Origin of the sequence: Glutamicibacter sp. B1, assembly GCF_039602135.1 — a bacterium.
In the GTDB taxonomy this organism is placed as follows: domain Bacteria; phylum Actinomycetota; class Actinomycetes; order Actinomycetales; family Micrococcaceae; genus Glutamicibacter; species Glutamicibacter ectropisis.
The window spans coordinates 2,863,687-2,890,234 of record NZ_CP125942.1 but is presented as its reverse complement, the minus strand read 5'-3'; the positions used below and the strand labels follow the sequence as shown (position 1 = coordinate 2,890,234).

The following is a 26,548-nucleotide window of genomic DNA, read 5'->3' as shown; positions in this document are numbered from 1 at the left end:
AGCCCAATTTGGTGTTTTCCGAGTCCTCCGGTAGAGTTTTATCTCGGTTCACCGGTAGAAATACCGGCGAGTCAAACTCTTTTGGGGGTATGGCGCAGTTGGTAGCGCGTCTGCATGGCATGCAGAAGGTCAGGGGTTCGAATCCCCTTACCTCCACCAAATCCAATAAAAATCTCCTGGTCAAGCGACCAGGAGATTTTTGTTTTGGTGTCGAAGTCGGGGTTCTTTGGAACTAACCTAAGATTTCAAAAAGCGTCTAACGTGTTGGCTTCAAGGCCGACGGACGGAAGGCAGTGTTGGCGTTCAGCCGAGACGCGGCGTTCGGATCGTGCGCGGATAGCAGCACGACGGGTCGTGTAGCGGCGAATGTCTTGATCTTTCGCAGTTGCTCGACAGCGAGGTGCGGGTCGCCATTCACCCCATCGGTTTGTTCTTGATCCAGTAACTCCTGGTCGTAGGTCACGTCCCCGCCCAATAGATAAGTTGCCTCGTCGGCGAATACCACCACCGACATGTGGCCGGGCACGTGTCCGGGAGTGGGAATACCGATGACCCTGCCGTCGCTCGTGATTGGGTAGGTCTTCTCCCAAGGCCCTAAGGCGGAATTTTCGAGTTGAAGCAGCTCAGGTTGGAACCCCTCGGGCCAGTATTGTGGTGCTGCCCCAAGAATTGTCGCGCTGAATTTCTTGCGGAAAGCTGCCCAGTGTTCTGCGGCGACGAGGATGCGCGCATCGGCCAGATCGGCGAGTCCGTCACCATGGTCGTGATGTAGATGGGAAACGACGACAGCCTGAAGATCTTTGGGCTCCAGTCCCTGTTGTGCCAGACGGGCACCAATTGATTCATCCGGAGATACGTTGATGTCGACATTTAGTTGGAAGAACGGGTGCCACCAAGGCAGGCCACTTTTCTTTGATGCATGGGGCGATTCGCCCGTGTCGAATAGGATCGGTCCATCCGGGTGCTGGATTCGATACGTATTGATAGGCAAGGGTTGTGTCCATTGCCTATCACCAAAAATCGCCTTGGCGCGGCGCAAGGGAACCGGTTTGTCCGCACTTTGATTGCGATGTGACGGTCGAATGCGGATTGTTCCTGTCTCAAGAATTGAAACACTTACACTCATGACACCACTCCGTTTGTATTTTCATGTGCGCCGCTTGGCGCGGGTTCATTTCCGAGGCCGCTTAATACAGCCGATTCCAAGTACTCGCTAAGTTGCGCGGCCAGCTCAGGCACGGTTACCTGAGGGTCCTGATCGAGCCAACGAATGACGGTCCAAGTTACGCCGGCAGCCAATGCTGAGGAGGTCATTTCTAGCGGAAGTGCTCCTGCCGCTAGCGCTGTTGATAATGGTGAGTGTGCTTGGAGTCGTGAGGTAACGAACTCGACTACTCGCTCCTGCACCAAAATGCTGCCTGGTCCACGCAATACGCAAGCGAAGAAATCTGAGTGTTCCGCTAGGCGCATCAAGATGACTGTGAAGTTCTCTCGCATCTGCTGATGGCGAGGAATCGTCGGGTCGTTGGTTAACCCCGTGAAAGCATCTTCAAGACGGGCCAATGCGGCTGCTGCAAATGCGGCGGGTAGGTCGTCAAAAGTCGCATAGAAGGTTGGGCGGGTCAGCCCTGCTGTTGTCACGACATCGGTGATCGTAATCTTGGTGGTTTCTGCACCAGAATCAAGCAGCTGAGTCACCGCAGTCAGCAAACGAATCCGCGACTTATTGGAGCTCGATATTTTACTCATGTAAAAAGTTTACATATGTAAATAAATGAAGGGCAAGTGCTGCTGTTCATTGAATGCTGGTTGTGGAGTTGAAGCGTCTTAGCGGCTCCGTGTTACCTAGGGGCTCGGATGGTAAAGAAGGGGTAATGCCTTGCAGTCTGCGGATAGAGACGTTGAGCCTTTAGTCGTCACTCGCCTCGTGCCGCATATTGTCAGTGATTTCTTGTTCGGCATGAATTTCAGGGGCAAGGTCAGCGGTTTAGTTCTGAGGTTTCTGCGGTACTTGATTGTTGGGTTTTATCGTGGTGGGGATCATTCTGACTTTGTAATACCGGAACAAACAGAGGATCTGAAGAATGTGCAGGTTCGTGGCAATATGTTGTCGCGGAATTGAGCATGTGCGTGCTCCACGCAGGCGTCATCGGGTCTAAACGATAGTTTGTGGATCGCCCCAGCTTGTTTCTGGGGCGATTCGTGTATCCAACTCACTGTTGAGCATGGTTATGCCGCGAGGTCTTCAACATCCGGCGGACCATCATCTTTTCCGGGCGGTTCACTACCGGGGTCTGGTGGCTGACCTTCCGGGTCTGGTGGTTGATTCAACCACGTCTCAAAGGTCTGCACCCATTCCGCTTCACTCATGCACTGCTTATAGGGTTGATGAGCGAACCCCGTCGCCGGTGGCGCCGTGGAATGATACGTCGGCCCCATCCCGGTCGCGATCTTCAACTTATGTAAACCGTTACTGAGGACAAACTCTTTCCATCCCGGGGTTTCCTTGGCTTGATTACAGAACTTACAGCGTCCATCCCCGTTAGTCACACACGTATGCCCACCTAGATACACTTGGGTCACATGATCAATCTCTTCAATGGTTCCGTCACAGAAGGGGGTGCGGCACCTTCGGTCACGCATCCTGATGAACTTCTTGAGTTTCTCCGGGAAGATCCGCGCTTTAGAGTCCATCGCGATTAGTTCTTTGTCCCCTGGAGCCGTGTAAAGACGAACCAGTTCTGCGGTGGCTTCTAGGGCGTTGATGAATGCTGGTGGTCGGGTGGTTGCCATTTCCGCCAACGTCATGTTGTTCAGGATCTCTTCACCAGCAAGTAGCTCCCTGGCGTACTGGGGTGCGATCACCCCGTACCCTTCAAGGTAGGCTGGCTGCCGGTCACCCAAGAACAGGGTTTTATCGGTCATGATCAACCCAACACTGACCTGCACTGGGACTTTGGCTTCCGGGTGAGTGCAGAAACTCGCGAGGTAGTCCGCTTCAATCTGCGCACGGGTTCGTTCATCACCAAGAGATTTCAGGCTCTTCGACCTGGTTTTCACCGCGTTCTTCATGGCGATCCCTGCGATCAGGGGCAGTTCTGCGTGGATGCTCATCATCCCGGTCGAAGGGTGGGGTGTGAACCTGATACGACGCTGCTCTTCCGCACTCTTTTGCTCTTTGCACTGATCATCCGACGCGTAGGTGAGGGTGAAGTCTTTGACCTTGTCACTGATTTTCTTGGTGCCCAAGTTAGCGAACATGTGTGGGTTTTGGGCGTAGAGGTCATCAAATTCGGTGCGGCGGCGGGCTTTGACCTGGGCTAGTGGGGTGAGGATCGCCCGCATTTGCGCTTCCGTGAATTCACCACGACTGTAGGCTGCGGCCAGGTGTGGGGTGTCGTTGAAGAGGATGCGACAGTTCTCTAGGTATTCGCTGTAACCGTGGGGGTCTGTTTTGCGTGCGAGGGCGATGTTTGCTGCGGCGCCGCGGTTGAGTTGTTTGAAGTTTCCGCGTTCGGTGTTTTCTTGAACGATGGTGATCTCTGTTTGGTGGGCGAGGGCTGCTTGGTGGTAGTGCAGGGAGGAGATCGCGTTTTCGAGTTGGTTGATGGTCGCTAAGCATTCTTCGGTGGTGCCGTGTTCTTCGATCTGTGCCAGGGTGGCTTCCATGCCTTTGATCACGGCGGTGAACGCGTCGTGGTGTTCTGGGGTGGGGTTCCCTGGGTTGGGGATCGTTGTTTCGGACATATTCTTATTTTACGCCTGTTAGTCGAATATGTCTTCGATTATTTGGTTGCGGGTGGATAACTTTTAGAACACGGTGATGTTACAGGTCAGGGGCGGGTTGACGGGGTGATCAAGGCTGAAAACTTCGGGCAGTGAGGGCTATCGGTCAGCTTCGTGGCGGATCTGCACGGCGCGCTGACGGGAACCAAAGTTCGAGAAATCAGCGGTACCAGGAGGTCCCCATACGGTCAGCACGCGCAGTTCGGAATCGCCGATGTTTCGCAGGTCGTGATCAACTCCAGCATCGGCCAAAACGCTGTCGCCGGGGCCAAGATCGTAGGTATGATCGCCGACGCGCATCCGGGCTTGCCCTTCAATGACTTGATAGAACTCCTGCAGGGCACCTTCGGCTTCGTGTCGGTGCATCCCCTCGAAACCGCCAGGTTCGATCACCCAAGTCTGGATCGCCACAGGCATCCCGGTCTGGCCAGCGAAGTGATGGGATACGCGCAAAGGTGAGCCGTCATGCATTTGGTAATCGAAGGCGAACTCGTCGCGAGCTTCGTAGGGGAGCATGCTCATTTTTCCTTTCGGTGTCCTAGGCGGGTGCTGATTTGATCGGCGGCGGAGACGGTGTGCAGGCAGAGCTGCTCTAGCTCCTCGGCGCCGACGCGGTAGAACGGGGCGGCGATCATGGCGCAGGCCACCAGCTGGCCGCGGTGGTCAAAAATGCCAGCGGCCACGGCGACTTCCTCGGCTGAGGTCTCGCCGTAATTCACTGCGTAACCACGTTCGCGAACGGTTTCCAGCCGGGCGAGGTAGGTATTGATCGGCATCTGGGTGAGGTCGATGCTGCCCTCGGTCAGTAGCTTCTCGCGGTACTGCGGATCTTCGTAGGCCAAAAACAACTGGACCGATGCGCTCAGTGCAGTGCGATAACGTGAGCCCATGACCGAGGTGTGCTTGACCAGACGGGGTGAAGGCAGCTGTTCCACGGAGACCGATTCGCTGCCTTCCCAGATGTTGAGCACCGCTGTCTCTTGGGTGGCCTCGCGTAGGTCTTCCAGGATCGGATACGCGACGCGGCGCACGTCCAGGTTCGCCAAGAGTGGCCCGGCGATCGCAATCAGGCCTAGGCCGAGGCGATACTTGCGGGTCTGCTCGTCGCGTTCGACCACGCGTTCCTGCTCCAGGGTGGACAAAATGCGTGACACGCTGGACTTGTGCAGGTTGACCTGTTCGGCGATCTCGGTGACGCCAACGATCGGCTGTTGCACGGTGAAGCAGCGCAACACATCCAGAACATTGACGATCACCGACGCGCCTCTTGGCTCGCTGCGTGCTTCGCTCATTTTGCCTCCTGAGTTGCTCGTATCCTAGGGATCAGCCTAATGGTTTGCGACTGGTTTCCACCGAGGAAGCCACGGCAACCAGCGAAATCACTGCGGCGGCCATGAGATACCACCCCGGGGCGATCACGCTGCCGCTGGTGGCAATGAGCAGTGTTGCGATGAAGGGTGCGGTACCTCCAAAGAGCGCGTTTGAAAGGTTAAAGGAGACGGCAAAACCGGAATAACGCACCCTGGTCGGGAACATTTCGGCTAGGAAGCTAGGTAACGTGCCATCGTTCAGTGCGAGCATGGCGCCAAGTGCGATCTGCACCAAGATGATCAGCAAGAAGCCGCCGGTTTCAAGGAGCAGGAAGGCCGGCACGGTAAAGAGGACGAACAGAATCGACGCGCTGATCAAGACCCGTTTGCGGCCGAAGCGGTCGGAGAGCATGCCGGTGAGGAAGATGAAACCAATGTAGGTCAGCAAGGCGATGGTCGTCGCTAGATACGAACCGGTCGCGTCCAAGCCCAGCTCCTCGGAGAGGTAGGTGGGCATATAGGAGAGGATGACGTAGAACCCCACGGCGTTCAGGAGCACCGCGCCGCTGGCCTGCAGTAGTTGCCGCCAATGGTTTTTGATCAACGAGCCGACCGGTGAGCCTTCTGGGGCGGAAGCTGCCGAGGCCTCAATAAATGCGGGGGAGTCCTCCAGTTTGGTGCGAATATAGCGTCCGATCAAACCAAGGGGAGCAGCCAGCAAGAAGGGTAAGCGCCAGCCCCAAGATTCCAGCGACTCAGCGGATAGTAGGCTCGTCAGCCCGGCGGCCATGAGCGAACCGGCGAGCAGACCGGTGGCGGTGCTCGCGGGAACCACCGCAGCGTAGAGTCCGCGCCGATTGGCGGGAGCATATTCGACCAAGAAAGCTGAGGCACCGGCGTATTCACCGGCCGCCGAGAAGCCCTGGACCAGGCGCAGCACCAAGAGTAGCAGTGGGGCGCCGATCCCGATCACCGCGTACCCCGGGAGTAGTGCGATGCAGAAGGTTGCTCCGGTCATTAACAGGATCGAGTAGGACAGGGCCTCGCGTCGGCCAATCTTGTCGCCCAAGTGTCCCCAAATGAAACCGCCGATCGGACGCACCATAAAGGAGATCGCGAAGACACCAAAGGCCATCAGCAGTCCGGCCTGTGGGTCATCGCTGGGGAAAAATACCGCAGCGATGGTCACTGCAAGATAGCCGTAGGCGGCGTAGTCGAACCATTCCACGAAGTTGCCGATGAAGCTGGCCGCGATGACCTTGCGCCGGGTCTGGCGGACTTCTTGGGTTTGCTGGGTCTGCTGGGTTTGCTGCGTCATGGGGTCCACTTCCAAGGGGGGTGTGGTTAAAGACAGGGCTGGTGGTTAAGCACGGGGTGGGGCGGGGTGTTCCCGCCCCACCCTGTGGAGTTTGGCTTAGATGATGTTGTTCTCTGGTCCGAAGCCGAACTTGGTGATGTTCTCGGCTCCGTCTTCGCCCACGACCAGGATGTCGTGTTCGCGGTAGCCGCCGGCGCCTGGCTCGCCGTCCATGACGGTGATCATTGGCTCCATGGAGACGACCATGCCCGGCTCGAGTACGGTGTCGATGTCCTCGCGCAACTCCAGGCCGGCTTCGCGTCCGTAGTAGTGCGAGAGGACGCCGAAGGAGTGGCCGTAGCCGAAGGTGCGGTTAGGCAGCAGGCCGTGGGAGATGTAGATTTCGTTCAGCTCGGCGGCGATGTCCTTGCAGACGGCGCCCGGCTTGATCAGTTCCAGACCGCGCTTGTGAACCTCCACGTTGACGTTCCACAACTCTAGGCTGCGCGCATCCGGCTCGCCGAGGAATAGGGTGCGCTCCAGTGCGGTGTAGTAGCCCGAGGTCATCGGGAAGCAGTTCAGCGAGAGGATATCGCCTTGCTGCAGCTTGCGGGTGGTGGCCCAGTTGTGGGCGCCATCGGTGTTGATGCCGGACTGGAACCAGACCCAGGTGTCGCGCACTTCGCGGTGTGGGAAGGTCTTGGCGATCTCGTGCACCATGGCCTCGGTGCCGATCAGCGCGACTTCGTATTCGGTGATGCCTTCGCGGATGGCGGCCTTGATGGCTTCGCCGCCCAGGTCGCCGATGCGGGCACCGTGCTTGATGACCTCGATCTCCTCGGCGGACTTGATCATGCGCTGGCGCATGGCATCCTGCGAGACGTCCACCAGGGTGGCGCCGTCGAAGGTGTCGGCGATCTGCTGGCGGGTGCGGCCGGGCAGGAAGTCGTCCTCGACGCCGATCCGGGAGGCCTTCACGCCATCGCGCTTGAGCGCTTCTTGTAGGCCGTAGAAGAAGTTATCGCGCTTCCAGTCGGTGTAGACGATGTTATCGCCGTAGCTGGTGCGCCATGGCATGCCGGCGTCGATGTTCGCGGTGACGGTGGTTGAGTTGTTTGCGGTGACCACCAGTGCGTAGTTGCGGCCGAAGGTGGTGTAGAGGAAGTCCGAGTAGTACTTGATGCCGTGGTAACTGGTCAGGATTGCAGCGTCCAGGTTCTTGGCGGCCATGATCTGGCGCAGGCCGGCCAGGCGGCGTTCGAACTCTGCATCGGAGAAGGTCAGCTGTTGCTTGGACCCGTTGTGCAGGGTCTTCAGGCGGGCCAGGTCGGAGACGTTGGTGGCGATGTTGGCGGTAGTCATGGTTGTGGCTCCTTGTGGGTAATCACGTGTAGAAAATCATGTGTCAAGGTGGCCGGCCCAATCAGATGGATTGCGAGGATTCATGGGAATCGCCGGAGCTAAACAGCTAGTGTTGCGTTGAGTGCAACGCTGTTGCATTCAGGTTATGTGTGGGCCGTGTCACTGTCAAGCAGTATTTTTACGATCAGGTAAGCACCGATGGCTCGGCCAATTCACCGCGCAAGGCGTGGGCGATCGACCCGGTGATGGCATCAAGCAGTAACTGCCCCCGATCGGCCGTGGCACCGGTGGCGCTGGACAGGCACCCGCTGTCGGGGGTGCGGGCGGGGTCTTCGGGGAAGATGTCGTACGCGGTTAATGTGGCCGGCGGGTGGTTTTCAACCCGCGACATATCCACTAGGTGCGGGCGCAGCAGGAGCATGAGCGAGGTCTCTAAAACACCGCCATGCTCGATGTCCCATCCCAAAAAACCCTCCGGGAAGACCCTGGCCAGGGTGTCATCGTCCACAAAATCCCAATAGGACAGCAAGACGGCGCGGGCACGGGATCCTGCGCTACGCATCTTCGCGGTCGCGTTATCGATCCCTTCATAGAGGAACTGGTAGTTCTCAAAATGCCCATTGAGCACCACGATGTTCTCAAATCCCTGGGTCATAAAGGAGGAGACTACGTCCTCGGTCAGTGCCATCAGGGCGGTGGCGCCCAGCGAGGTGGTGCCGGTGCGGTGGTTGCCGCCGCCGGATCGTGGTTGGGATTTATAACCGTAGGAGAATCCCGGGGCCACCAGCGCCCCGAGCTTCTGGGCCACCGCTGCGGCGATGTCCTTCGAGAGCATCGCGTCTACGCCCAATGGCATATGTGGCCCGTGCTGCTCGGTGGCGCCGGTAGGGATGATCAACGTCGAACCTGGTCTCGCGGCATAAGCGGCATAGGTCGACGCATCGAGCTCGTCGATAAAAACCGAGGTCATGATGTGGTCCTTTCTTCAAGGGGTGTGGGCGATGTCTTCGTCCCACAGCTGCGGCTCGGCGACGATGAATTCGGCCATGAGCTCGGTGGCTTCGGGATCGTTTAAGACCTGCACCTGCACACCGCGGGAGCGTAGCCAATCGATCTCGCCGGGGAAGTTGCTGGCTTCGCCGATCACAACGCGGGGAATTTTGAACTGCACGATCGCCCCGGAACACAGGGCGCACGGCGCGAGCGTGGTGTAGAGCGTCAGCTCCCGGTAGTCGGTGCGACGCCCGGCGGCGCGTAGTGCGCTGATTTCGGCGTGGGCCGTCGGATCGGCGTCTTGTACGCGGCGGTTATAACCGGTGGCGATCACCGTGTCCTGATGGGCCAGGACCGCGCCGATAGGAATTCCGGCATCGGCCCGGCCATCTTTGGCAGCTTGCAGGGCGGCCAAGTAAACGTTGTTCACTTCAGCGTCACCTGCGCCTCGGGCTCTGCCTCTGGTGCTGATTCTGGTGCTGATTCGATGACCCGCTGGTCTTCGCAGAGTTCTTGGGCGCTGCCGTGTTCGGCCAGGAACTGTGCCTCGCTCACATCGACCTTGAGGCCCAGAGGTACGCCTGCGTTGATGCGCTGGCGGAAGCGGAAGGAGCCCATGATCAGGTACAAACCACCACTGGTCAGGGTGCCAGCCAACCAGGACAGATCAATCCCGCCAAGGGCCTTGGCACCGGGGCCTTGCAAGAGCGGCACCGAACCGTGCATGAACACCCAGGTCATGATGATGCCAGCGCCGAAAGCGATGAAGGCCGAGACGTTGATGGACTTGAGCTGCGAAGACTTCGGATCAACAAAGAGGTAGGAGAAGTCCTTATGCTTACGCTCGAAGATGAAGTAGTGCACCGCCATGATGCCGCCCCAGGTGGCCACCCAGCAGGCGATGGCGCCGATGAAGTTGTGCAATAGTTCGGCGAAGTCATGGGCGAAGAGGAAGAGGATGACTGCGCCCATGGCCAAGAAGCCCACGAGGATGGAAATCTTCTTGCGCGAGACCTGGATATCCAGGGCCTGCACTGCGACGCCGAAGGTGTACATATTAATGATGTTGGTGGCGATCGGACCGTGGATGACCAAGAGGATCACCGGAATGGACATCGCTCCGAAGCTTTCCACGATCAGTTGTCCGGGATCGGCGGTGCCATTTTTGGTCGCCAGGCTCGCGCCGAGCACACCCAACCAGACGACCGGAAGGAACTGACCCAGGACGCTGACCGAATAGAGTTTCCACGGGCGGATGCTCTTGGAGACGAAGCGCGAGTAGTCGGGTGCGTAGGTGTACCAGCCGATACCCCAACCGATGCCGATGGCGGTCATGATCGAGCTCATGGCGGCCAGACGTGGTAACCCTTCAAGCACGGCACCTTCAGGGCCGGCGTAAGCCCAATCAATATCCAGCTGGGTCCACGCCAAAATTGACATGGCGATGAGCACGATAATGGTCGGCGGCATGGTCAGGCGTTCGAACTTGGAGATCGCTTGATAGCCGCGGTAGCAGATGATGACCTGTAGGGTCATGATGACCGCAGCCACGAGGATGCGGATCAGCAGATTATCCTTGGTCGGATCCACCCAGCCGATCTGTCCGAACAGGGCTAGTACCAGGTCGAGAATGACCCAGGTGTTGATGGCCGACCAGCCGATCGCGATGACCGCCTGGATCGTGGCCGGTAGGTAGGCGCCGCGTCGGCCAAAGGCTCCGCGGGCCAGGAGCATACCGGTGGCGCCGGTTTTCTGGCCGAGCAGCACAAAGAACCCGAAGCCGAGCATGCCGATGACATTGCCGACCACGAGAACGATGATGGTGTCGCGGAAGCCTAGGCCAAGGTGAATGCCTAGGGCGCCGAGGATCCAGTTGATGGGGGCGACGTTGGCCCCAGCCCAGATCCAGAATTGTCCAATAAGTTTGGTGGTGCGTGCCGATTCTGGGATCGGCTGTAGTGAATCCTCAACCTGATGAGTTTGCTGCTCCGAACGACTCGGTATTCGTGCCGACATGTCGCCTCATTTCCTGAACAGTAGTTGTGGGGTTGATGAAAACTGTAGATTCATTTTGTGACCTGGGATATATGCACAGTGTCGCTTTATGTAGGGTAGTGGGTGTCACAGTGACACCTAGGCTGTAGTGGATCCAGAAGATCGGGGCAAAACTTGTTCATCCCTTTGCTAGAAATCTTGGAAGACCCGATATTTCGCAGCGCCCAGCCGCAGGTGTTGGCGGCGCGCAGTGCGCTGGAGGAATCAAAAGTTCGTTGGGTACATGCCTCCGAACTATTGGATATCGCCCACCTCTTGCGTGGTGGAGAACTGCTATTGAGTACCGGGCAGGAATTGTTAAAGCTGCGCGAAGAGGCTCAGGCCGCGCACGTGCTGGCGCTGAAGGAGCGCGGTATCGCGGCCCTGGTGCTCGAGCCCTATGCGCGCACCGCGCAGATCACGCCGCAGCTGATCGAAGCTGCCGAGCAGGCGAAGTTGCCGTTGATCCGTTTGCGGCACACCGTGCCCTTTGTGGACATTACGGAGCGGATCAATCGTTCCATCGTTTCGAAACAAGCGGCCACCTTGCAGCAAGCGGATATGCTTTCGCAGCGTCTGGCGCAACGCATCGCAACTTCCGGCCCCAATCTGAGCCCGCTATTGCAGATGATCGGCGACGATCTGGGGCTGACCGCGAGCCTGCAGTCTTTAGAAGGCCAAGTGCTGGTTGCCTCGGAAGGTGAACGGATTGCTACGCCGTTTAATGTGGCCACGGACGTGGTGGTCGGGGGAGATGTCGCAGCCCACCTGGTCGTTGAGTGCCGGCAGCCCGATCAGGCGGAGCATGTCTCGATGATCGTGCAGCGCCTGGGCTCGATCATCTCTTTGGCTTATGCCCAGCACCATCGGCCGAGCCGCGAGCAGTTGGCCAACCATGCGTTGATGCAGGCGATTATCGATGACGCCGGCGAGCATTACCTGGCCGAGCGCGCCTTAGAAGCGGGGATGGACACCGAAGCGCCGCTGTGTGTGGGAGTGGTACAGAGCCACGACATGGCCCGGCTGCGAACGCAGATCGAACGAGCGTTGCACGGCGAGGTGCGGCCAGGGTGCATTTCGCTGCACAACAATCGGCTGTACTTCCTGATCGAACTGGAGGCGCAGGGTGCTTCGCGGGCGCGCGAGGCTTGCATCCTCAGATTGCGTCAGGCTTTGGGCGGGCTCGCGATGGAGTGTGCGATCGGTCCGCTGGTGGGCTCGGTGACCCGCGCGCCGCTATCGGTGCAGCACGCCCTGCTGTTGGATCGTTTCGCTTCGGTGCGGGCTTTGGAATCTCGGGTTCGTGATGCCTCCGACTACGCGCTGGAGCGACTTTTTGCCCGGGTGGATAACGCGCCGGCGGCCAACGGGTTTGTGCAGGAAGTCATCGGCGATCTGATCGCGTGGGATCGTGCCCGGCAGGCGGATCTGGTGCCCACACTCTACGCCTGGCTAGCGACTGGTTGTAATGCCACGGCCACGGCGGCGCAGCTATATGTCGAACGCCAAAGCCTGCATAAGCGGCTGAAGAAAATCTTTACGCTCCTGGGCGGGGACCCTCGGCAGACCGGGACCATCTTGCAGCTGCATTTGGCCTGCCGGATTCAGCTGTCTCAGGAACGCTAGGGACGTGAAGTTAGAGGGGCGCTAGAGAACAGCGCGCACGGACTTTTCGAAGTGCACGATATGGTCTAGGGCGAAGGATCGGGCTTGGAAAGTATCGCCGTCGAGGATGGCCTGGAGCAGCGCGATGTGTTCGGAGATGTGCTCTTGCACGCTGGGTAGGCGTTCGAGGGTCATGCACCAGATGCGCGTGGCGAGGTTGTCCAGGCGGACCAGGGTTTCTTCGAGGTGGTGGTTGCCGGCGGCCTGATAGATCAGTCGGTGAACTTCCAGGTCGTTTTCCATCAGGGTGCGGCGCTGGTCGGCTCCGGAGAGTTGGCTGACCGCCAGCAGTGTTTTCTCGATGCCGGCGCGGGCGGCGCCACCGTGAAGGGCGGCGGCACGTTCGGCGGCCAGGGGTTCTAGGGCGATGCGCACCTCGGTGATGGCCGCCAGTTCGGTGATGTCCACGCGTGAGGCAAAGGTGCCTCGACGGGGGTAGGAATGGACCAGATGGTCAACTTCCAAACGCTTCAGGGCCTCACGTAAAGGGGTGCGCCCGATGCTGAGTTCTTGTACCAGTGCGGCCTCATTGATGGGTTCACCTGGGGCGATATCCATCATGATCAAACGGTCGCGCAGGATTTCATAGGCGCGATCGGACAGGGATTCATTCACCGGTTCCTCCTGGTGGGCCGTAGCAACTAAGTATTTTTCCTCAACCCATTGACCGGGCGATGTGTTCCATCATACAGTGAATCGCAGATTGATATATCAGTTGTCGGCAATTCATACATTCAAGCGATGCGATCGAAGATTGGAGATTCACTGTGGCTGATCTGCTGCCTGAGCACCCGGAATTTCTCTGGGCGAATCCAGAACCTAAAAAGTCCTACGACGTAGTCATCGTTGGCGGCGGAGGCCACGGACTGGCCACCGCATACTTCCTAGCCAAGAACCACGGCATCACCAATGTCGCAGTCCTAGAAAAGGGTTGGCTGGCCGGCGGGAACATGGCCCGCAACACCACGATCATCCGCTCTAACTACCTCTGGGATGAATCGGCCGGTATCTACGAAAAGTCCCTAAAGCTCTGGGAACAACTGCCCGAAGATCTGGAATACGATTTCCTCTTCTCCCAGCGCGGGGTGCTGAACCTGGCCCACACCCTAGGCGACGTGCGCGAATCCGTACGCCGCGTGGAAGCGAACAAGCTCAACGGCGTGGACGCCGAATGGCTGGACCCATCCCAGGTCAAGGAAGCCTGCCCGATCATCAATACCAGCGATAACATCCGCTACCCGGTCATGGGAGCGACCTGGCAGCCTCGTGCCGGCATCGCCAAGCACGACCACGTGGCCTGGGCCTTCGCCCGCAAGGCCAACGAAATGGGTGTGGACATCATCCAGAACTGCGAAGTTACCGGCTTCATCAAGGATGGCGAAAAGGTCACCGGCGTGAAGACTACCCGCGGCACCATCAACGCCGGCAAGGTCGCCCTAGCTGGCGCCGGACACTCCTCGGTTCTGGCCGAAATGGCAGGTTTTGAGCTGCCGATCCAGTCCCACCCGCTGCAGGCCCTGGTCTCCGAACTGTTCGAACCGGTACACCCGACCGTGGTCATGTCCAACCACATCCACGTCTACGTCTCCCAGGCCCACAAGGGCGAACTGGTTATGGGTGCCGGCATCGACTCCTACAACGGCTACGGCCAGCGCGGTGCCTTCCACGTGATCGAAGAACAGATGTCCGCCGCGGTGGAGCTCTTCCCGATCTTCGCCCGAGCCCACGTGCTGCGCACCTGGGGCGGCATCGTGGATACCACCATGGATGCCTCGCCGATCGTGTCCAAGACCCCGATCCAGAACCTCTACGTCAACTGTGGCTGGGGAACCGGCGGCTTCAAGGGCACCCCGGGCGCAGGATTCACCCTGGCCCACACCATCGCCCACGATGAAGCCCACCCGCTGAATGCACCGTTCAGCCTGGAACGCTTCGAAACCGGCCACCTGATCGACGAACACGGCGCCGCAGCCGTCGCACACTAGGAGTCAACCATGATGCTCATTGACTGCCCGCACTGCGGGCCACGCAACGAAAACGAATTCAGCTACGGCGGCGAAGCCCACGTGGCCTACCCCGAAAACCCAGCGGACCTCACCGACAAAGAATGGTCTCGCTACCTGTTCTACCGGGGCAATAAAAAGGGCATTTTTGCCGAACGCTGGGTTCACGCAGGAGGCTGCCGTAAGTGGTTCAACGCCCTGCGCGATACCGTAAGCTACGAATTTTTGGCCGTCTATGGCGCCGGCGAGGCGCAACCACAAATCGACACCCTTCAAGGAGGCACCCGATGAGCAAGCCACAGCGACTACCCTCGCAGTTGCGTACCCGCGCGAGGATCGATGAGAGTCAAGCGCTGAGTCTGAGCATCGACGGCCAGCAGATTTCGGCCTTCCGTGGAGACACCGTCGCCAGCGCCATGCTCGCCAATAACATCCGCCAGTGCGGTGAGTCCCTGTACCTCAAGCGTCCGCGCGGCATCCTGGCCGCCGGGGTAGAAGAACCCAACGCGCTGATCACCGTGGCCGCGAAGCATGCCGGTGAAGTTAATGAATCCATGCTGCCTGCAACCACCGTGCAGGTCACCGACGGAGTAGAGGTCAGCCTACTGTCCGGTTTGGGTGTGCTGGATCCAGACACGGATCCCGCCTACTACGACCACGTGCACGTACACACCGATGTTCTGGTGGTTGGGGCCGGTCCTGCAGGTTTGGCTGCGGCCCGTGAAGCTTCGCGCTCCGGGGCCCGCGTGACGCTGCTCGATGAGCGTCCCGAAGCCGGCGGCACGCTACTAGATACCGCAGGTGAAACGATCGACGGCCAGGATTCCACCGAGTGGATCGCCGGGGTCGTTCAAGAATTGGCGCAGGCCGAAGAGACCACCCACTTACAGCGCACCACCGTGTTCGGATCCTATGATGCGAACTACTTCGTGGCAGCCCAGCGTCGCACCGTACACCAAGATGGCCCAGCGGCCCCCGGTGTTTCGCGTGAACGCATCTGGCACATCCGTGCCGGCCAGGTGGTTCTGGCCACCGGCGCCCACGAGCGTCCTGTGGTCTTCGAAAACAACGACCGCCCCGGCATCATGCTCGCCGGCGCCGTGCGCAGCTACCTGAACCGTTATGGGGTGCTCGCCGGGGAAAAGATCGCCGTGTTCACCACCAATGACTCCGCCTATGAACTGGTCAGCGACCTGGCTGCTTCCGGATCGGTCGTGGCAGTGATCGATGCGCGCTCCAGCATTTCCGCTGCGGCCGCCGAGGCCGTAGCTCAGGGCGTACAGGTCATTTCCGGATCCGTCGTGGTTGACACCGAAGCCGACAAAGCCGGAGAGCTGTCCGCAATTTTTGTGGCAGAACTGGACGAACAACGCGAACTCGGCGAAGTCACCAGGATCGAAGCCGACGTGCTGGCCGTGGCCGGTGGCTTCAACCCAGTAGTGCACCTGCACTCTCAGCGCCAGGGCAAGCTGAACTGGGATACCACCATTCACGCGTTCGTGCCGGAAACCGCCGTGGCCAACCAGCACCTGGCCGGTGCCATGACCGGACTTTTGGATACCGCCAGCGCGCTATCCACCGGGGCTGCCACCGGTGCTGCGGCCGCCACCGCCGCCGGTTTTGAGACCATCGCCCGGGTGCCGCAGGCACTGCCGGTGGCGCACGGTGAAACCCGCCCGGTCTGGCTGGTACCTTCGCGCTTGGGCGATGACGCAGCGAACTACAAGTTCCACTTCGTTGACCTGCAGCGTGACCAAACCGTGGCCGACGTACTGCGGGCCACCGGGGCCGGCATGCAGTCCGTGGAGCACATCAAGCGCTACACCTCGATCTCTACCGCCAACGACCAGGGCAAGACCAGTGGTGTGGCAGCGATCGGCGTGATCGCCGCCGTGCTGGGTATCGAAAACCCAGCCGAAATCGGCACCACCACCTTCCGTGCACCGTACACCCCGGTGGCCTTCGCAGCCCTGGCCGGTCGGACCCGCGGTCAACTCTTGGACCCTGCCCGCATCACCGCCATGCACTCCTGGCACCTAGAGCATGGGGCAGAATTTGAGGACGTGGGCCAGTGGAAGCGTCCTTGGTACTACCCACAGCCCGGTGAAGATATGCACGCAGCGGTCTACCGTGAGTCCAAGGCCGTGCGCGAATCGGTGGGCATGCTTGATGCCACCACCCTGGGCAAGATCGAAATCCGCGGTAAGGATGCGGCCGAGTTCCTGAACCGTATTTACACCAACGGTTACACCAAGCTGAAGGTCGGCATGGGACGCTACGGCGTGATGTGCAAGGCCGACGGCATGATCTTCGACGACGGCGTGACCCTGCGCCTGGCCGAAGACCGCTTCCTGATGCACACCACCACCGGTGGTGCGGCCGGCGTGCTGGATTGGCTCGAAGAGTGGCTGCAGACCGAATGGCCTGAGCTGGACGTTACCTGCACCTCGGTGACCGAACAGCTGTCCACCGTGGCCGTGGTGGGACCACGCTCGCGCGAAGTGATCGCCAAGGTGGCCTCCAGTGTGGACGTGTCCAATGAGGCCTTCAAGTTCATGGCCTTCCAGGATGTCACCTTGGATTCGGGGATTGAAGCGCGCATCAGCCGCATTTCCTTCTCCGGCGAGCTAGCCTTCGAAATTGCGATCCCGTCCTGGTACGGGCTCAAGGTCTGGCAGGACGTGTACGAGGCGGGCCAAGAATTTGGCATAACCCCCTACGGCACCGAAACCATGCACGTGCTGCGTGCCGAAAAGGGCTTCATCATCGTCGGTCAGGATACTGACGGCACGGTGACCCCACAGGATGCCGGGATGGAGTGGGTAGTTTCCAAGCTCAAGGACTTCGTGGGCAACCGCTCCTACTCGCGGGCCGATAACCAGCGTGAGGATCGTAAGCACCTGGTCTCGGTGCTACCGGTGGACAAGGACCTGCTCCTGCCTGAAGGTGCGGCCCTGGTTTCGGTAGAGGAATTGGCTGCCGAGGGCATCACCCCGATGGAAGGCTGGGTCACCAGCTCCTACAATTCACCAGCACTAGGACGGACCTTCGGTCTGGCGTTGATCAAGAATGGGCGCAACCGTATCGGTGAAACCCTGCGCACCCCGATCAATGGCCAACTGGCTGAGGTCACCATCGCAGAAACCGTTCTTTTTGACCCGGAAGGAAGCCGTCGAGATGGCTAGCAACACCTTGATTGAAGTTCGTGTATCGCCTGCGGCACACCTGACTGCGCTGATGAGCGAAGCCAGCGTGGCAGAAGGCTTGTCCTTGAGCGAAGTTGCCTTCACCACCCAGGTCTCGGTACGCGTGGCCCCGGGCAGCGCCGGTTATGACGCGGTGGCCGCGGCCACCGGTGTGGGCCTGCCAGAAAAGGTTGGTCAGGTCGCAGGCGAGGTCTCCGGTGTGAGCGTATTGTGGCTGGGCCCGGATGAATTCTTGGTTACCGCACCCGAGGATTCGTCGCTTGTTTCCACGCTTGAGACCGCTCTGGGAGAAAACCCGGGTCAGGTCGTGGACCTTTCGGCGAACCGCAGCGTGCTGGAACTATCCGGGGCGAAGGCCCCGCTGGTGCTACGCAAGAGCTGCCCGGCGGACCTACATCCACGGGTCTTCGGCGTGAACAAGGCGATCACCACCTCGCTGGCCAATGTGCCGGTCTTGCTATGGCGTACCGGTGAAGAAAGCTGGCGGATCATGCCACGCGCTTCCTTCACCGAGCACACCGTGCACTGGTTGATCGATGCGATGACGGAGTTCGCTTCCGACCCGGTTGACTGAGTCTCAGTTCACTGATCGCCCAGCGCCCGATAGGTGCGCTGGGCATCCACCGAGATGACCGCGTCGAGTGCGCGGACTTGCTCGGCTGCCTGCTCGCTGCCCTGACCAATAATTTGGCCCAGGGCAGCGAGTACCTCTTTAACTTCCACACCACAAGACTGCAGCTGGCCAATGATGGACTCGGGCTGGACCTGATTTGCCAGCGTGATCACGTAGATCTGCCGGTCGCTGCTGGACATTTCTTTAGCCTTCCGGGGTGCCGGGGGCTTGGGCAAGCCCGGCACCGGCGTCTTTAGCGGGCAGGGACACATCCCGGGCGTCAGCCACCAGCTGGTTCCACAACTCTTGAGCCCGCAGCCCGCTGGATTGTGCCAGCAGTGCGGCCACCCCGGCCACATGCGGGGTCGCCATGGAGGTGCCACTAATGGTGTTGTAACCCTTGGCTCCGGGCCAGGACGAATAAATGTTCACCCCGGGTCCGGCAATATCCACTTCGCCGCCCTCGGTATCCAGTGCTTGGGCGGAGAAATCGGCGACTGCAAGCTGGGAATCAAGTGCTGCCACCGCCATGATGTAGGGGCTATTGGCTGGGGCGCCCACAAATCCGGGGTTGCCGGCCGAGCGTTGGGCATTGTTTCCGGCAGCCGCAATGATCAACGAACCCAATTCCAGAGACCGTCGCCCGGCGGTGACATAGGGTGGGTGCACGGTTTTCACATCCGCGCCCAGGGACATCGAGATGATCTCGCACTTGTTTTCCAATGCCCAGTTAATGCCGGCCAGGATGGTTGAGTCAGAACCCGAACCATCGGCGCCCAAAACCTTGCCGGCAAAGATATTGGCTTCGCTGGCTACCCCGTAGCCGGGTCCTGTTTTTGGGGTGCGCGGTCCGCAGGAGGTTCCGATGCAGTGGGTTCCATGGCCGTGCCCGTCGCTGGCATCTTCGCCCTGGATAAAAGATTTGGTGGTGACCTTTCGGCCTGCGAAGTCCGGGTGGGCGGCATCAAAACCGGTATCCAAGACCGCCACATTAATGCCCTTGCCAGTCAAGGTACTCACATCGGCGCCCAGGGCCTGTAGGCCCCAGGTGAACTGTTCGGTATCAGCATAGGAGTCTTTGGCCGTGGTGGATTCGGGCAGGATCCGGTAGATCAGTTCTGGGACGACCGCTGGTGGCAACCGGTGCCCGGCGCAGCGTGCCTGGAAGTCTTCGAGCTGGTCCGCCTTGGAGGTGACCACCGCGATGCCCAAGGTGGGGAAGTACTCACTGATCGAATAGCCTTGTTCGCCCAAAAGTCTCGGGACTTCTTCTTCTCTGGCAGCCGCGGCGATGCCGGGAGTAGAAGCATCTGGTGCATCAAAGATGAGCACAAAACGGTCGGGAACTTCGGTGGCTGCCGTGCGTGGGGCGTGGGTGCTGAACATGGCGTGCTCCTTTCAGTTACCTCGCACTGTACAAGCAGCCTAGGACAATTCCCATGGTCGGGGGGAAAATCCAGTGAGTTTCTACCTTGGTCTCTTAAATGGCGAAAGACCCTAGATCCAGTCGTCCGGCTGGGGTTCAAGGGTCTCATCGCAACTATCCTTATGGCCATCAAAATCGTGCTGATTGCAGTGTGAAGCTGAGTTAGCTGAGCTGACCATGCGGGCGCATAAAACTTCATGTTTCGTACTACTGGGGGATCGGTGACGATGATGCTTGCCAATTCACCTCGCCGAGTGTGAGGATCAAAGTAGCGGTAATGACTACTGGATACGATCTAAGTAAGGGGCGTTCTCTTGGCTGAAGAATCGATAGTTGTTCTGGGTGCGGGACTGGCCGGGGCCACGACCGTTACCGAATTGCGAGAGCAAGGATTTACCGGGCCGATCACGCTGATCGGAGATGAATCCGAACTGCCGTATGAACGCCCGCCACTGTCCAAGGAATTCCTCCAAGGCAAGCAAAAGCCAGAAGACTTCACGGTGCACGATGCCAGCTGGTATCAAGAAAATGAGATCACCCTGCGCCTGGGCGTGAGCGCCATCAGTATTGAGACGGCGAAGTCGCAGGTGCTGCTCGCCGACGGTAGTGCCGTGGACTATGGCCGGCTGGTGCTGGCCACCGGTTCGCGGGCGAACCTTGGCGGGGATGAACCTTTTGCCGGCTACGACCTGCCCGGGGTGCACACCCTGCGCAAGCTATCGGATGCTAAATCCTTGCGGGCGGAAATCACCGATGGGGCACGAGTCTCGGTGATCGGTTCGGGATGGATCGGCATGGAAGTCGCCGCCAGTGCTCGCCAACTTGGGGCACGAGTGACCGTGTATTCCTCGTCGTCGCTGCCCCTGGCTTCGGTTTTTGGTGAGCGTTTTGCGCACCATCTTTTAGAGCTTCATCAACGCCACGGGGTAGATGTTCGCCAGGCCAAGGTGCAGGGGATCGAACAGGTGGCTGGGCAGTTACAGGTGCTCTCGGATCTTGGCTCCTCACCGGCCGATGTGGTGCTGTTGGCTATCGGTGCGGTGCCCAATATGCAGTTAGCACAAACAGCTGGGCTTGAGGTGGATCGTGGGGTGTTGGTGGATGCGTCCTTGCGCAGTAGCGACCCTCGAATCCTCGCGATCGGGGACATCGCGCAGGCTACCCATGCCGGTCTTGGCGAACGCCTGCGGGTAGAGCACTGGGATAACGCCATCCGGCAAGGTAAGCTGGCCGCCGCCACCCTGCTGGGCAAGGAAGAATCCTATGACTGGTTGCCGTATTTCTTCACCGACCAGTTTGATCTAGGCATGGAATATGTGGGACACAACGATCCCGGGGACGAAAGTGTAATTCGCGGTGATGCCGAGAGCGGCGAGTTCATTATTTTCTGGCAGAACGGGCAGAAGATCACTGCGGCTGCCAACGTAAATATTTGGGATGTTAACGATGACTTGCGCGCATTGGTCGGCCGCGAGATTCCTGCAGACCGACTCGCTGATACCGACATTCAACTCACCGAGCTGTAAACAAAAACAACGAACGTAGACGAAGAAAGAGTAGTAGGTGCGGGGTTATGGGGACCATTGTGGTGGGCGTAGAAGCAGGGATGCCATCGGGGGTGCTCGCCACCGCCGCTGATCTAGCTAAGCAACTGGGGGATCGGTTGGTCTGTGTGCATGCCCTGAGCGGAAGGTACGTGACCGAGAAGATCGCAGAGGGCGACCTATTAGAGTCCGCTGAACCGGTGAGTGAAGATTTGGCGTGGGAATTATCCCTGTCGATCACCGGCATCAACTTTGAGAGTTACGCGGTAGCGGGGGACCCTGCCAAGGTGCTGGCTGCCGTGGCTGAACAGCAGGATGCACGGATGATCGTGGTGGGTACCCGGCGCTCTGGCCTGCGACAAAAGTTCGCAGAGTTACTCGATGGGTCTATTGCGCTGGCCTTGGCGCAGAAGCAGGCACGACCTTTGCTCGTTGTACCCTTGGCTCGTTCGCACTAGAGCTCGAAGTACAGGTGCGCGTGGGCGCTACAGCCCGGGTTGAACAGTGCCTGACAGTGCGGGCAACTGGAGGCGGCGCGATATTCGTTGACGCTTAGTTCTCTTTGGCAGACCCCACACAATACGGCCGGCTGATCAAAACGATCTGCCGGCCAGGGCTGTGCCCGGTGGTCGGCCAACTCTGCATGGCACAGGTGGCAGGGGTAGTAGGTATCGCAGCAATAGTGTTTGAGCGCGATGACATCGCGTAGCTGGTGGTAGTGCGCGCAACGCGTTTGGTCATCCATCTGTACCCCACGCAAATTCGCGCTGTTGACCATGAAATCTCCTGCAAAAGTTGGTGGGCGTGTGCAAAAAAGCACGCCGAATGTGCACAATCTGTTTCCCACTATGCACCCTTTGGGCTATCTTTGGCGATGTGATCCGGGTCATACTCGCTGTTGAGGTTAGTTCCAATGGGGTAACTAGCAAAGGGCGGAAGGAACGCACTGTGGTCAGTGAAACGTCATCAAAATCTGAACGCAAGGGATTGCGCAGGGTCGTTGCGGCCTCCATGGCTGGCACCGTTGTTGAATGGTACGAGTTTTTCCTCTACGCCACCGCAGCCACCCTGGTCTTCAACAAGATCTTCTTCCCAGATAACGGCAACGACCTCGACAACATCATCAAGGCGTTCCTGACCTACGCAGTGGGCTTCATTGCTCGACCCATCGGCGGCATCGTTTTTGGCCACTTCGGTGACAAGTACGGACGCAAACACCTGCTGCAGGTTGCGATCGTTTTGGTCGGTGCCACCACCTTCCTCATGGGTTGCCTACCGACCTTTGATGCCATTGGTTATGCGGCGCCGATCCTGTTGATCGTGCTGCGCTTCTTGCAGGGCTTCGCGGTCGGTGGTGAATGGGGCGGCGCGGTCCTGTTGGTGGCTGAGCATGCACCAAATAAGGAACGTGGATTCTGGGCCTCCTGGCCGCAGGCAGCGGTGCCGGTCGGTAACCTGCTGGCCACGATCGTCCTGTTGGTACTGTCCTCAACCCTGAGCAACGAGGCGTTCCTCGCCTGGGGCTGGCGCGTGGGCTTCTGGCTCTCCGTGGTGATCGTGATCGTCGGCTACTACATTCGAACCCGCGTTTCAGATGCGCCGATCTTCAAAGAAGCCAAGGCTGAGTTGGAGCAGAATGCGGCCGCCGGATACGGTGTCGCCGAGGTCTTCAAGCGTTACCCACGTGGTGTTTTCACCGCCATGGGTCTGCGCTTTGGTGAGAACATCATGTACTACATGGTTGTGACCTTCTCCATCACCTATATGGCCACGCAGCTAAAGATGGATACCTCCACGATTCTGGGATTGATGCTGGTGGCTCACGTTATTCACGCCATCCTGGTTCCTGTGGTGGGTCGCTTCACCGATAGTCGCGGACGCCGTCCGGTCTACGGTGCCGGCGTCATCCTCATGGCCGTATGGGGCGTCGTGGCCTTCCCGATGTTCAACACCGCCAATGATGCGATCATCCTGGCAACCATCGTGCTGGGTTTGGCCGTGCATGCCCTGATGTACGCCGGGCAGCCAGCAATTATGGCCGAGATGTTCCCAACGCGGATGCGCTACTCGGGCGTTTCACTGGGCTACCAGGTCACTTCGATTGTGGCCGGATCCATGGCTCCGATTATCGCTACCTGGCTGTTGAAGGTGTACGGATCGTGGGTCCCGGTGGCTGGATACATCGTCTTCGCCGCGTTGGTGACCCTGGTAGCAGTCTTCTTCATGCGCGAAACCAAGGGTGCTGATCTAGGGGCGATCGATGAAGCTGACCGTCTGGCCGCCGGTGGTCAAGCATCCGCTAACCCACAGGTGAAGCTAAAGAAGTAGTTTCTCGCAGTATCCACATTCATGGCCGGCCCGACGGGGCTGGCCATGATGTCGTTAATTGATGCGGAGCAAGGCGCGTTCAGCGATGACCCCGGACAGCAGGAGCATCTGGCAGGCTAGTAGGCCCGGGATGTAGCGTACGTAGCTCTGCGGATTCTGAAGTAGCTCATCTTCGAGTAGCCATTGTGCGGTGAAGTAAGTGATGAGTGTGAGCGTGAGCGACACAGCGATGCTGATGAGCCGTTGCTTCTTGGTGGCTCCATGCCAGATCGGAATCTGGCCCATCTGTGATTCCTCATCGTTCTTTACTAGTCCGAAATACTTCAGCATGTTGCTCCTAGTCCTTGCCGTGCAAGAGACGTTTAGTCATTACATTGTTCTATTTTGAGCATAGCGAAGTCGTCAGAAGATCTAAATCATACTTTCGGATGAGCGTAGAATGATGATCTGGAATCCGGCCAGTGTCAGGAGTTCTTATGCAACCGTGCAGACTGTATATTCTTGGTGCCAGCGGCAGTGGAACCACCACGCTGGGCCGCGCGATTGCCGATGTCTGGTCTGTGCCCCATGCGGATTCCGACGATTACTTCTGGATGCCAACCAATCCTCCCTACACCCAACAGCGACCGGCGGTACGACGAGTCAAACTGATGCTGGAAGTATTTGCTCAGCGTCCAGCTTGGGTGCTCTCCGGCGGCATCAACGGTTGGGGCGAAAAGATTCTGCAACGTTGTGACGCGGTGGTTTTCCTCAGTCTCGATGCACCACAGAGGTTGCAACGTATTAAGCGGCGCGAGGCGGTTCGTAGGGTCGGTGAAGAAGTGGATACCGAGGCCTTTGGCGAATTTTTGGCCTGGGCGAGTCATTATGATGATCCAGAATTTCAAGGACGCAGTCGAGCACGACATGAGGCTTGGCTCAATACGCTGGAGTTGCCCGTGCTACGGCTAGATAGCTCACGGTCCGTACAAGAACTGCGTGACGCGGTGCTTAGTTGGGAATCTGATCTCCAAAGGGGAGAATGAACCAGGCGTCATTGGCAGCCGCATCATTTAGCGCTCGCACGGTCGCTTGAACCGCTTTGCTGCGCAATGCTTCCTCGCGGCCCACGAGCCAATATTCCGAGCGGTAACTGAATTGGTCGTGCAAGACCGGGATCAGGTTTGGGTAGTGCTTGGACAGGAAAACCGGAAGCAGACCGAGCCCGGCATGATTCATGGTGGCGGCGTATTGCACGGCAATGCTGGTCGAGGAGATCGAGCGATGCATCGGCGGTAGGTGGCTGGTCGCTTCATCGAGCTTATCCACCGTCAAAGCGGTATCGATGTAGTAGTTCAAACTGTGGCCGGCCAGATCCGAAAGCTGCTGTGGGGTGCCATGGGCCGCGAGATATTCGGCCGTGGCATACAGGCGCAATTCATAATCCATGAGTTTGGTCGATGCCGCCTTGCGCACGTTGGGTTGCCCAATCACGATTTCTAGATCCATGCCTGTGCGTGTCTGACGAGCTCGCGTTGTTTCCGAGACGATTTCGAAGACCAATTGTGGGTGCTTGGCCTGCAGTTTCGCCAGGGCAGGGGCTGCGAGGTGTGCGCTAAACGCATCGGGGGCCGCCAAACGCACATGCCCGGACAGGGCCGGTGAATCTTCTTCCTCGGTGCTAATGGCCGCCACCGCCTGTTCGATGGCTTCGGCACTGGCCATGGCCCGACGGCCCAAATCCGTCAGCTCCCAACCATTGGGAGTGTGCGTGAGCAGGTGGCCACCCATCGCCTTTTGTAATGCATCGATGCGCCGAGAAATCGTCGAATGGTTGACCCCGAGCACCGCTGCGGCCGCGGTGTAGCGGCCCAGCCGGGCGACGGTGAGTAGGGCAATCAATGATTCAAGATGACGGTAATCGATCTGGCGGTCCATGGAACCAGTCTGCCATGCCCAGTGTGCGCTAGCGCACACTGCACTTGCGTAATTGGTCTGTCACGAAGCATTGAGCATGCACAGTGGCTGAACCTACGCTGGCCTGAGAAAACAAAACTCAACGGTGAGGGGTAGTTTGATGAGCAACTATGCATGGATTGGCCTAGGCAATATGGGCGGCCCCATGACCGCTAATCTGGTGGCGGCCGGACATGCCGTCAAAGGTTTTGACCTCAACGAGCAGGCCTGCGAGGTAGCGGCCCAAGGCGGCGTAGAGATCGTCGGTTCCATCGCCGAAGCCATGGATTCAGCTGACGCGGTATTCACCATGCTTCCCAAGGGGCAGCACGTGCGCTCGGTCTACGAGGGGGAGTCGGGGATCTGGGCTAGTGCCACCGAGCAGATGCTGCTGATCGATTCTTCAACCGTGGATATTGAAACCTCACGCTACATCCATGAAGGTTCCGCGCAACGTGGACTGAACTTTGTGGATGCCCCGGTCTCTGGAGGAATCTCCGGGGCAGCGGCAGGAACCCTGGCCTTCATGCTCGGCGGCGAGGCAACGCTCATGGAGCGAGCTACCGAATATATAGCCCCGATGAGCGGGCGGACCATCGCCGCGGGAGCTGCCAGCATGGGCATCGCGGCCAAGATCTGCAACAATATGATGCTCTTTATCGATCTGATGGCCAGCGCCGAAGGATCACAGTTGGCCGAAAAACTTGGTCTGGATCCCAAGGTGTTCTGGGAGATCGCCTCCGTATCTTCGGGACGTTCCTGGGCGCAGCAAACCTGGTACCCGGTCCCCGATATCATCGACACCGCTGCAGCCAACAACAACTTTGAAGCCACCTTCCGCACGGACTTAGCCCGCAAGGACATCGGACTGGCCCTGGATGCTGGCGAAAGCACCGGGGTGCGACTACCAGCAGCAGCCCTGGCCAAGGACCACTTTGATGAACTGATCGGTCAAGGGCTTGGGGATAAAGACTGCTCACTGATTGTTAAAAACCTGTTGCCGGATGAGAAAGTCCGTGGCTGGAACCCACAGCAAGCGAGCTAAC

General features: G+C 59.0%; 26 protein-coding genes and 1 tRNA gene. 11 read left to right on the top strand and 16 right to left on the bottom strand.

Annotated features, from left to right (window positions below; translation table 11 throughout):
* Positions 1-83: 83 nt before the first annotated feature.
* Positions 84-159, top strand: a tRNA-Ala gene (locus tag QMQ05_RS13540).
* Positions 160-256: 97 nt separating this feature from the next.
* Here the strand turns inward: QMQ05_RS13540 and QMQ05_RS13535 are convergent.
* The 10 genes from QMQ05_RS13535 to QMQ05_RS13490 form a co-directional block, all read right to left on the bottom strand.
* The gene (locus tag QMQ05_RS13535; RefSeq protein ID WP_345470826.1) at positions 257-991 is read right to left on the bottom strand and encodes an N-acyl homoserine lactonase family protein; all 735 of its coding nucleotides are present in this window, start codon (positions 989-991) and stop codon (positions 257-259) included.
* A gap of 131 nt (positions 992-1,122) precedes the next feature.
* Positions 1,123-1,749 (bottom strand): hypothetical protein, encoded by a 627-nt coding sequence (locus QMQ05_RS13530; protein WP_345470824.1) that lies wholly within the window; start codon positions 1,747-1,749, stop codon positions 1,123-1,125.
* Between the two features lie 480 nt (positions 1,750-2,229).
* The gene (locus QMQ05_RS13525; RefSeq protein ID WP_345470822.1) at positions 2,230-3,747 is read right to left on the bottom strand and encodes an HNH endonuclease; all 1,518 of its coding nucleotides are present in this window, start codon (positions 3,745-3,747) and stop codon (positions 2,230-2,232) included.
* 138 nt (positions 3,748-3,885) lie between these two features.
* Positions 3,886-4,308: a cupin domain-containing protein gene (locus QMQ05_RS13520; protein ID WP_345470820.1), complete on the bottom strand. Its 423-nt coding sequence runs from the start codon at positions 4,306-4,308 to the stop codon at positions 3,886-3,888.
* Positions 4,305-5,078, bottom strand: a complete 774-nt coding sequence (locus QMQ05_RS13515) for an IclR family transcriptional regulator (protein WP_345470818.1) — start codon at positions 5,076-5,078, stop codon at positions 4,305-4,307. Before QMQ05_RS13515 ends, QMQ05_RS13520 begins: the two co-directional genes overlap by 4 nt.
* Positions 5,079-5,109: 31 nt before the next feature.
* Positions 5,110-6,414: an MFS transporter gene (locus tag QMQ05_RS13510; RefSeq protein WP_345470816.1), complete on the bottom strand. Its 1,305-nt coding sequence runs from the start codon at positions 6,412-6,414 to the stop codon at positions 5,110-5,112.
* Positions 6,415-6,510: 96 nt separating this feature from the next.
* The gene (locus tag QMQ05_RS13505) at positions 6,511-7,755 is read right to left on the bottom strand and encodes a M24 family metallopeptidase (RefSeq protein WP_345470813.1); all 1,245 of its coding nucleotides are present in this window, start codon (positions 7,753-7,755) and stop codon (positions 6,511-6,513) included.
* A 184-nt stretch (positions 7,756-7,939) separates the two neighbouring features.
* Entirely contained in the window at positions 7,940-8,725 is a 786-nt protein-coding gene (locus QMQ05_RS13500) for a creatininase (RefSeq protein WP_345470810.1), read from the bottom strand.
* Between the two features lie 15 nt (positions 8,726-8,740).
* Positions 8,741-9,178, bottom strand: coding sequence for a nucleoside deaminase (locus QMQ05_RS13495; protein WP_345470808.1), 438 nt, complete (start codon positions 9,176-9,178; stop codon positions 8,741-8,743).
* Positions 9,175-10,764 carry a purine-cytosine permease family protein gene (locus tag QMQ05_RS13490; protein ID WP_345470806.1) on the bottom strand — a complete coding sequence of 530 codons (1,590 nt, stop codon included), beginning with the start codon at positions 10,762-10,764 and terminating at the stop codon, positions 9,175-9,177. Before QMQ05_RS13490 ends, QMQ05_RS13495 begins: the two co-directional genes overlap by 4 nt.
* A gap of 177 nt (positions 10,765-10,941) precedes the next feature.
* Between QMQ05_RS13490 and QMQ05_RS13485 the strand changes: the two genes are divergently transcribed.
* Positions 10,942-12,408, top strand: a complete 1,467-nt coding sequence (locus tag QMQ05_RS13485) for a PucR family transcriptional regulator (RefSeq protein ID WP_345470804.1) — start codon at positions 10,942-10,944, stop codon at positions 12,406-12,408.
* A gap of 21 nt (positions 12,409-12,429) precedes the next feature.
* On the opposite strand, the gene QMQ05_RS13480 is transcribed toward QMQ05_RS13485, so the two are convergent.
* Positions 12,430-13,008 (bottom strand): GntR family transcriptional regulator, encoded by a 579-nt coding sequence (locus QMQ05_RS13480; RefSeq protein ID WP_345474752.1) that lies wholly within the window; start codon positions 13,006-13,008, stop codon positions 12,430-12,432.
* A 206-nt stretch (positions 13,009-13,214) separates the two neighbouring features.
* Between QMQ05_RS13480 and QMQ05_RS13475 the strand changes: the two genes are divergently transcribed.
* The 4 genes from QMQ05_RS13475 to QMQ05_RS13460 are packed head-to-tail and all read left to right on the top strand — an operon-like array spanning position 13,215 to position 18,230.
* A complete protein-coding gene (locus QMQ05_RS13475) occupies positions 13,215-14,432 on the top strand; it encodes a sarcosine oxidase subunit beta family protein (RefSeq protein ID WP_334123722.1) in 1,218 nt (405 codons plus the stop codon).
* Between the two features lie 9 nt (positions 14,433-14,441).
* Complete coding sequence (locus QMQ05_RS13470; protein WP_345470801.1) at positions 14,442-14,741, top strand: sarcosine oxidase subunit delta; 300 nt, start codon at positions 14,442-14,444, stop codon at positions 14,739-14,741.
* Positions 14,738-17,635, top strand: coding sequence for a sarcosine oxidase subunit alpha family protein (locus tag QMQ05_RS13465; protein WP_345470799.1), 2,898 nt, complete (start codon positions 14,738-14,740; stop codon positions 17,633-17,635). The genes QMQ05_RS13470 and QMQ05_RS13465 overlap by 4 nt, the downstream gene beginning before the upstream one ends.
* The gene (locus tag QMQ05_RS13460; RefSeq protein WP_345470797.1) at positions 17,628-18,230 is read left to right on the top strand and encodes a sarcosine oxidase subunit gamma; all 603 of its coding nucleotides are present in this window, start codon (positions 17,628-17,630) and stop codon (positions 18,228-18,230) included. Before QMQ05_RS13465 ends, QMQ05_RS13460 begins: the two co-directional genes overlap by 8 nt.
* A gap of 8 nt (positions 18,231-18,238) precedes the next feature.
* Here QMQ05_RS13460 and QMQ05_RS13455 read toward each other — a convergent pair whose 3' ends face one another.
* Complete coding sequence (locus tag QMQ05_RS13455) at positions 18,239-18,469, bottom strand: hypothetical protein (RefSeq protein ID WP_345470795.1); 231 nt, start codon at positions 18,467-18,469, stop codon at positions 18,239-18,241.
* A 4-nt stretch (positions 18,470-18,473) separates the two neighbouring features.
* Positions 18,474-19,655 (bottom strand): S8 family serine peptidase, encoded by a 1,182-nt coding sequence (locus QMQ05_RS13450; protein ID WP_345470793.1) that lies wholly within the window; start codon positions 19,653-19,655, stop codon positions 18,474-18,476.
* Between the two features lie 354 nt (positions 19,656-20,009).
* Between QMQ05_RS13450 and QMQ05_RS13445 the strand changes: the two genes are divergently transcribed.
* Complete coding sequence (locus QMQ05_RS13445; RefSeq protein WP_345470791.1) at positions 20,010-21,221, top strand: NAD(P)/FAD-dependent oxidoreductase; 1,212 nt, start codon at positions 20,010-20,012, stop codon at positions 21,219-21,221.
* 47 nt (positions 21,222-21,268) lie between these two features.
* Entirely contained in the window at positions 21,269-21,697 is a 429-nt protein-coding gene (locus QMQ05_RS13440) for a universal stress protein (protein ID WP_345470789.1), read from the top strand.
* Here QMQ05_RS13440 and QMQ05_RS13435 read toward each other — a convergent pair.
* Positions 21,694-22,017, bottom strand: a complete 324-nt coding sequence (locus tag QMQ05_RS13435) for a CHY zinc finger protein (protein ID WP_345470787.1) — start codon at positions 22,015-22,017, stop codon at positions 21,694-21,696. The two genes, QMQ05_RS13440 and QMQ05_RS13435, sit on opposite strands and share 4 nt — an antisense overlap.
* A gap of 170 nt (positions 22,018-22,187) precedes the next feature.
* Between QMQ05_RS13435 and QMQ05_RS13430 the strand changes: the two genes are divergently transcribed.
* Positions 22,188-23,567 (top strand): MFS transporter, encoded by a 1,380-nt coding sequence (locus QMQ05_RS13430; RefSeq protein WP_345470785.1) that lies wholly within the window; start codon positions 22,188-22,190, stop codon positions 23,565-23,567.
* A 54-nt stretch (positions 23,568-23,621) separates the two neighbouring features.
* On the opposite strand, the gene QMQ05_RS13425 is transcribed toward QMQ05_RS13430, so the two are convergent.
* The gene (locus QMQ05_RS13425) at positions 23,622-23,897 is read right to left on the bottom strand and encodes a hypothetical protein (RefSeq protein ID WP_345470782.1); all 276 of its coding nucleotides are present in this window, start codon (positions 23,895-23,897) and stop codon (positions 23,622-23,624) included.
* A gap of 146 nt (positions 23,898-24,043) precedes the next feature.
* Between QMQ05_RS13425 and QMQ05_RS13420 the strand changes: the two genes are divergently transcribed.
* The gene (locus QMQ05_RS13420; protein ID WP_345470780.1) at positions 24,044-24,592 is read left to right on the top strand and encodes a hypothetical protein; all 549 of its coding nucleotides are present in this window, start codon (positions 24,044-24,046) and stop codon (positions 24,590-24,592) included.
* Here the strand turns inward: QMQ05_RS13420 and QMQ05_RS13415 are convergent.
* Positions 24,558-25,484 carry a LysR family transcriptional regulator gene (locus QMQ05_RS13415; protein WP_345470778.1) on the bottom strand — a complete coding sequence of 309 codons (927 nt, stop codon included), beginning with the start codon at positions 25,482-25,484 and terminating at the stop codon, positions 24,558-24,560. The two genes, QMQ05_RS13420 and QMQ05_RS13415, sit on opposite strands and share 35 nt — an antisense overlap.
* Positions 25,485-25,623: 139 nt before the next feature.
* Here QMQ05_RS13415 and mmsB point away from each other — a divergent pair, with 139 nt between their 5' ends.
* Positions 25,624-26,547: a 3-hydroxyisobutyrate dehydrogenase gene (gene mmsB, locus QMQ05_RS13410; protein WP_345470776.1), complete on the top strand. Its 924-nt coding sequence runs from the start codon at positions 25,624-25,626 to the stop codon at positions 26,545-26,547.
* The last annotated feature ends 1 nt before the right edge of the window (position 26,548 follow it).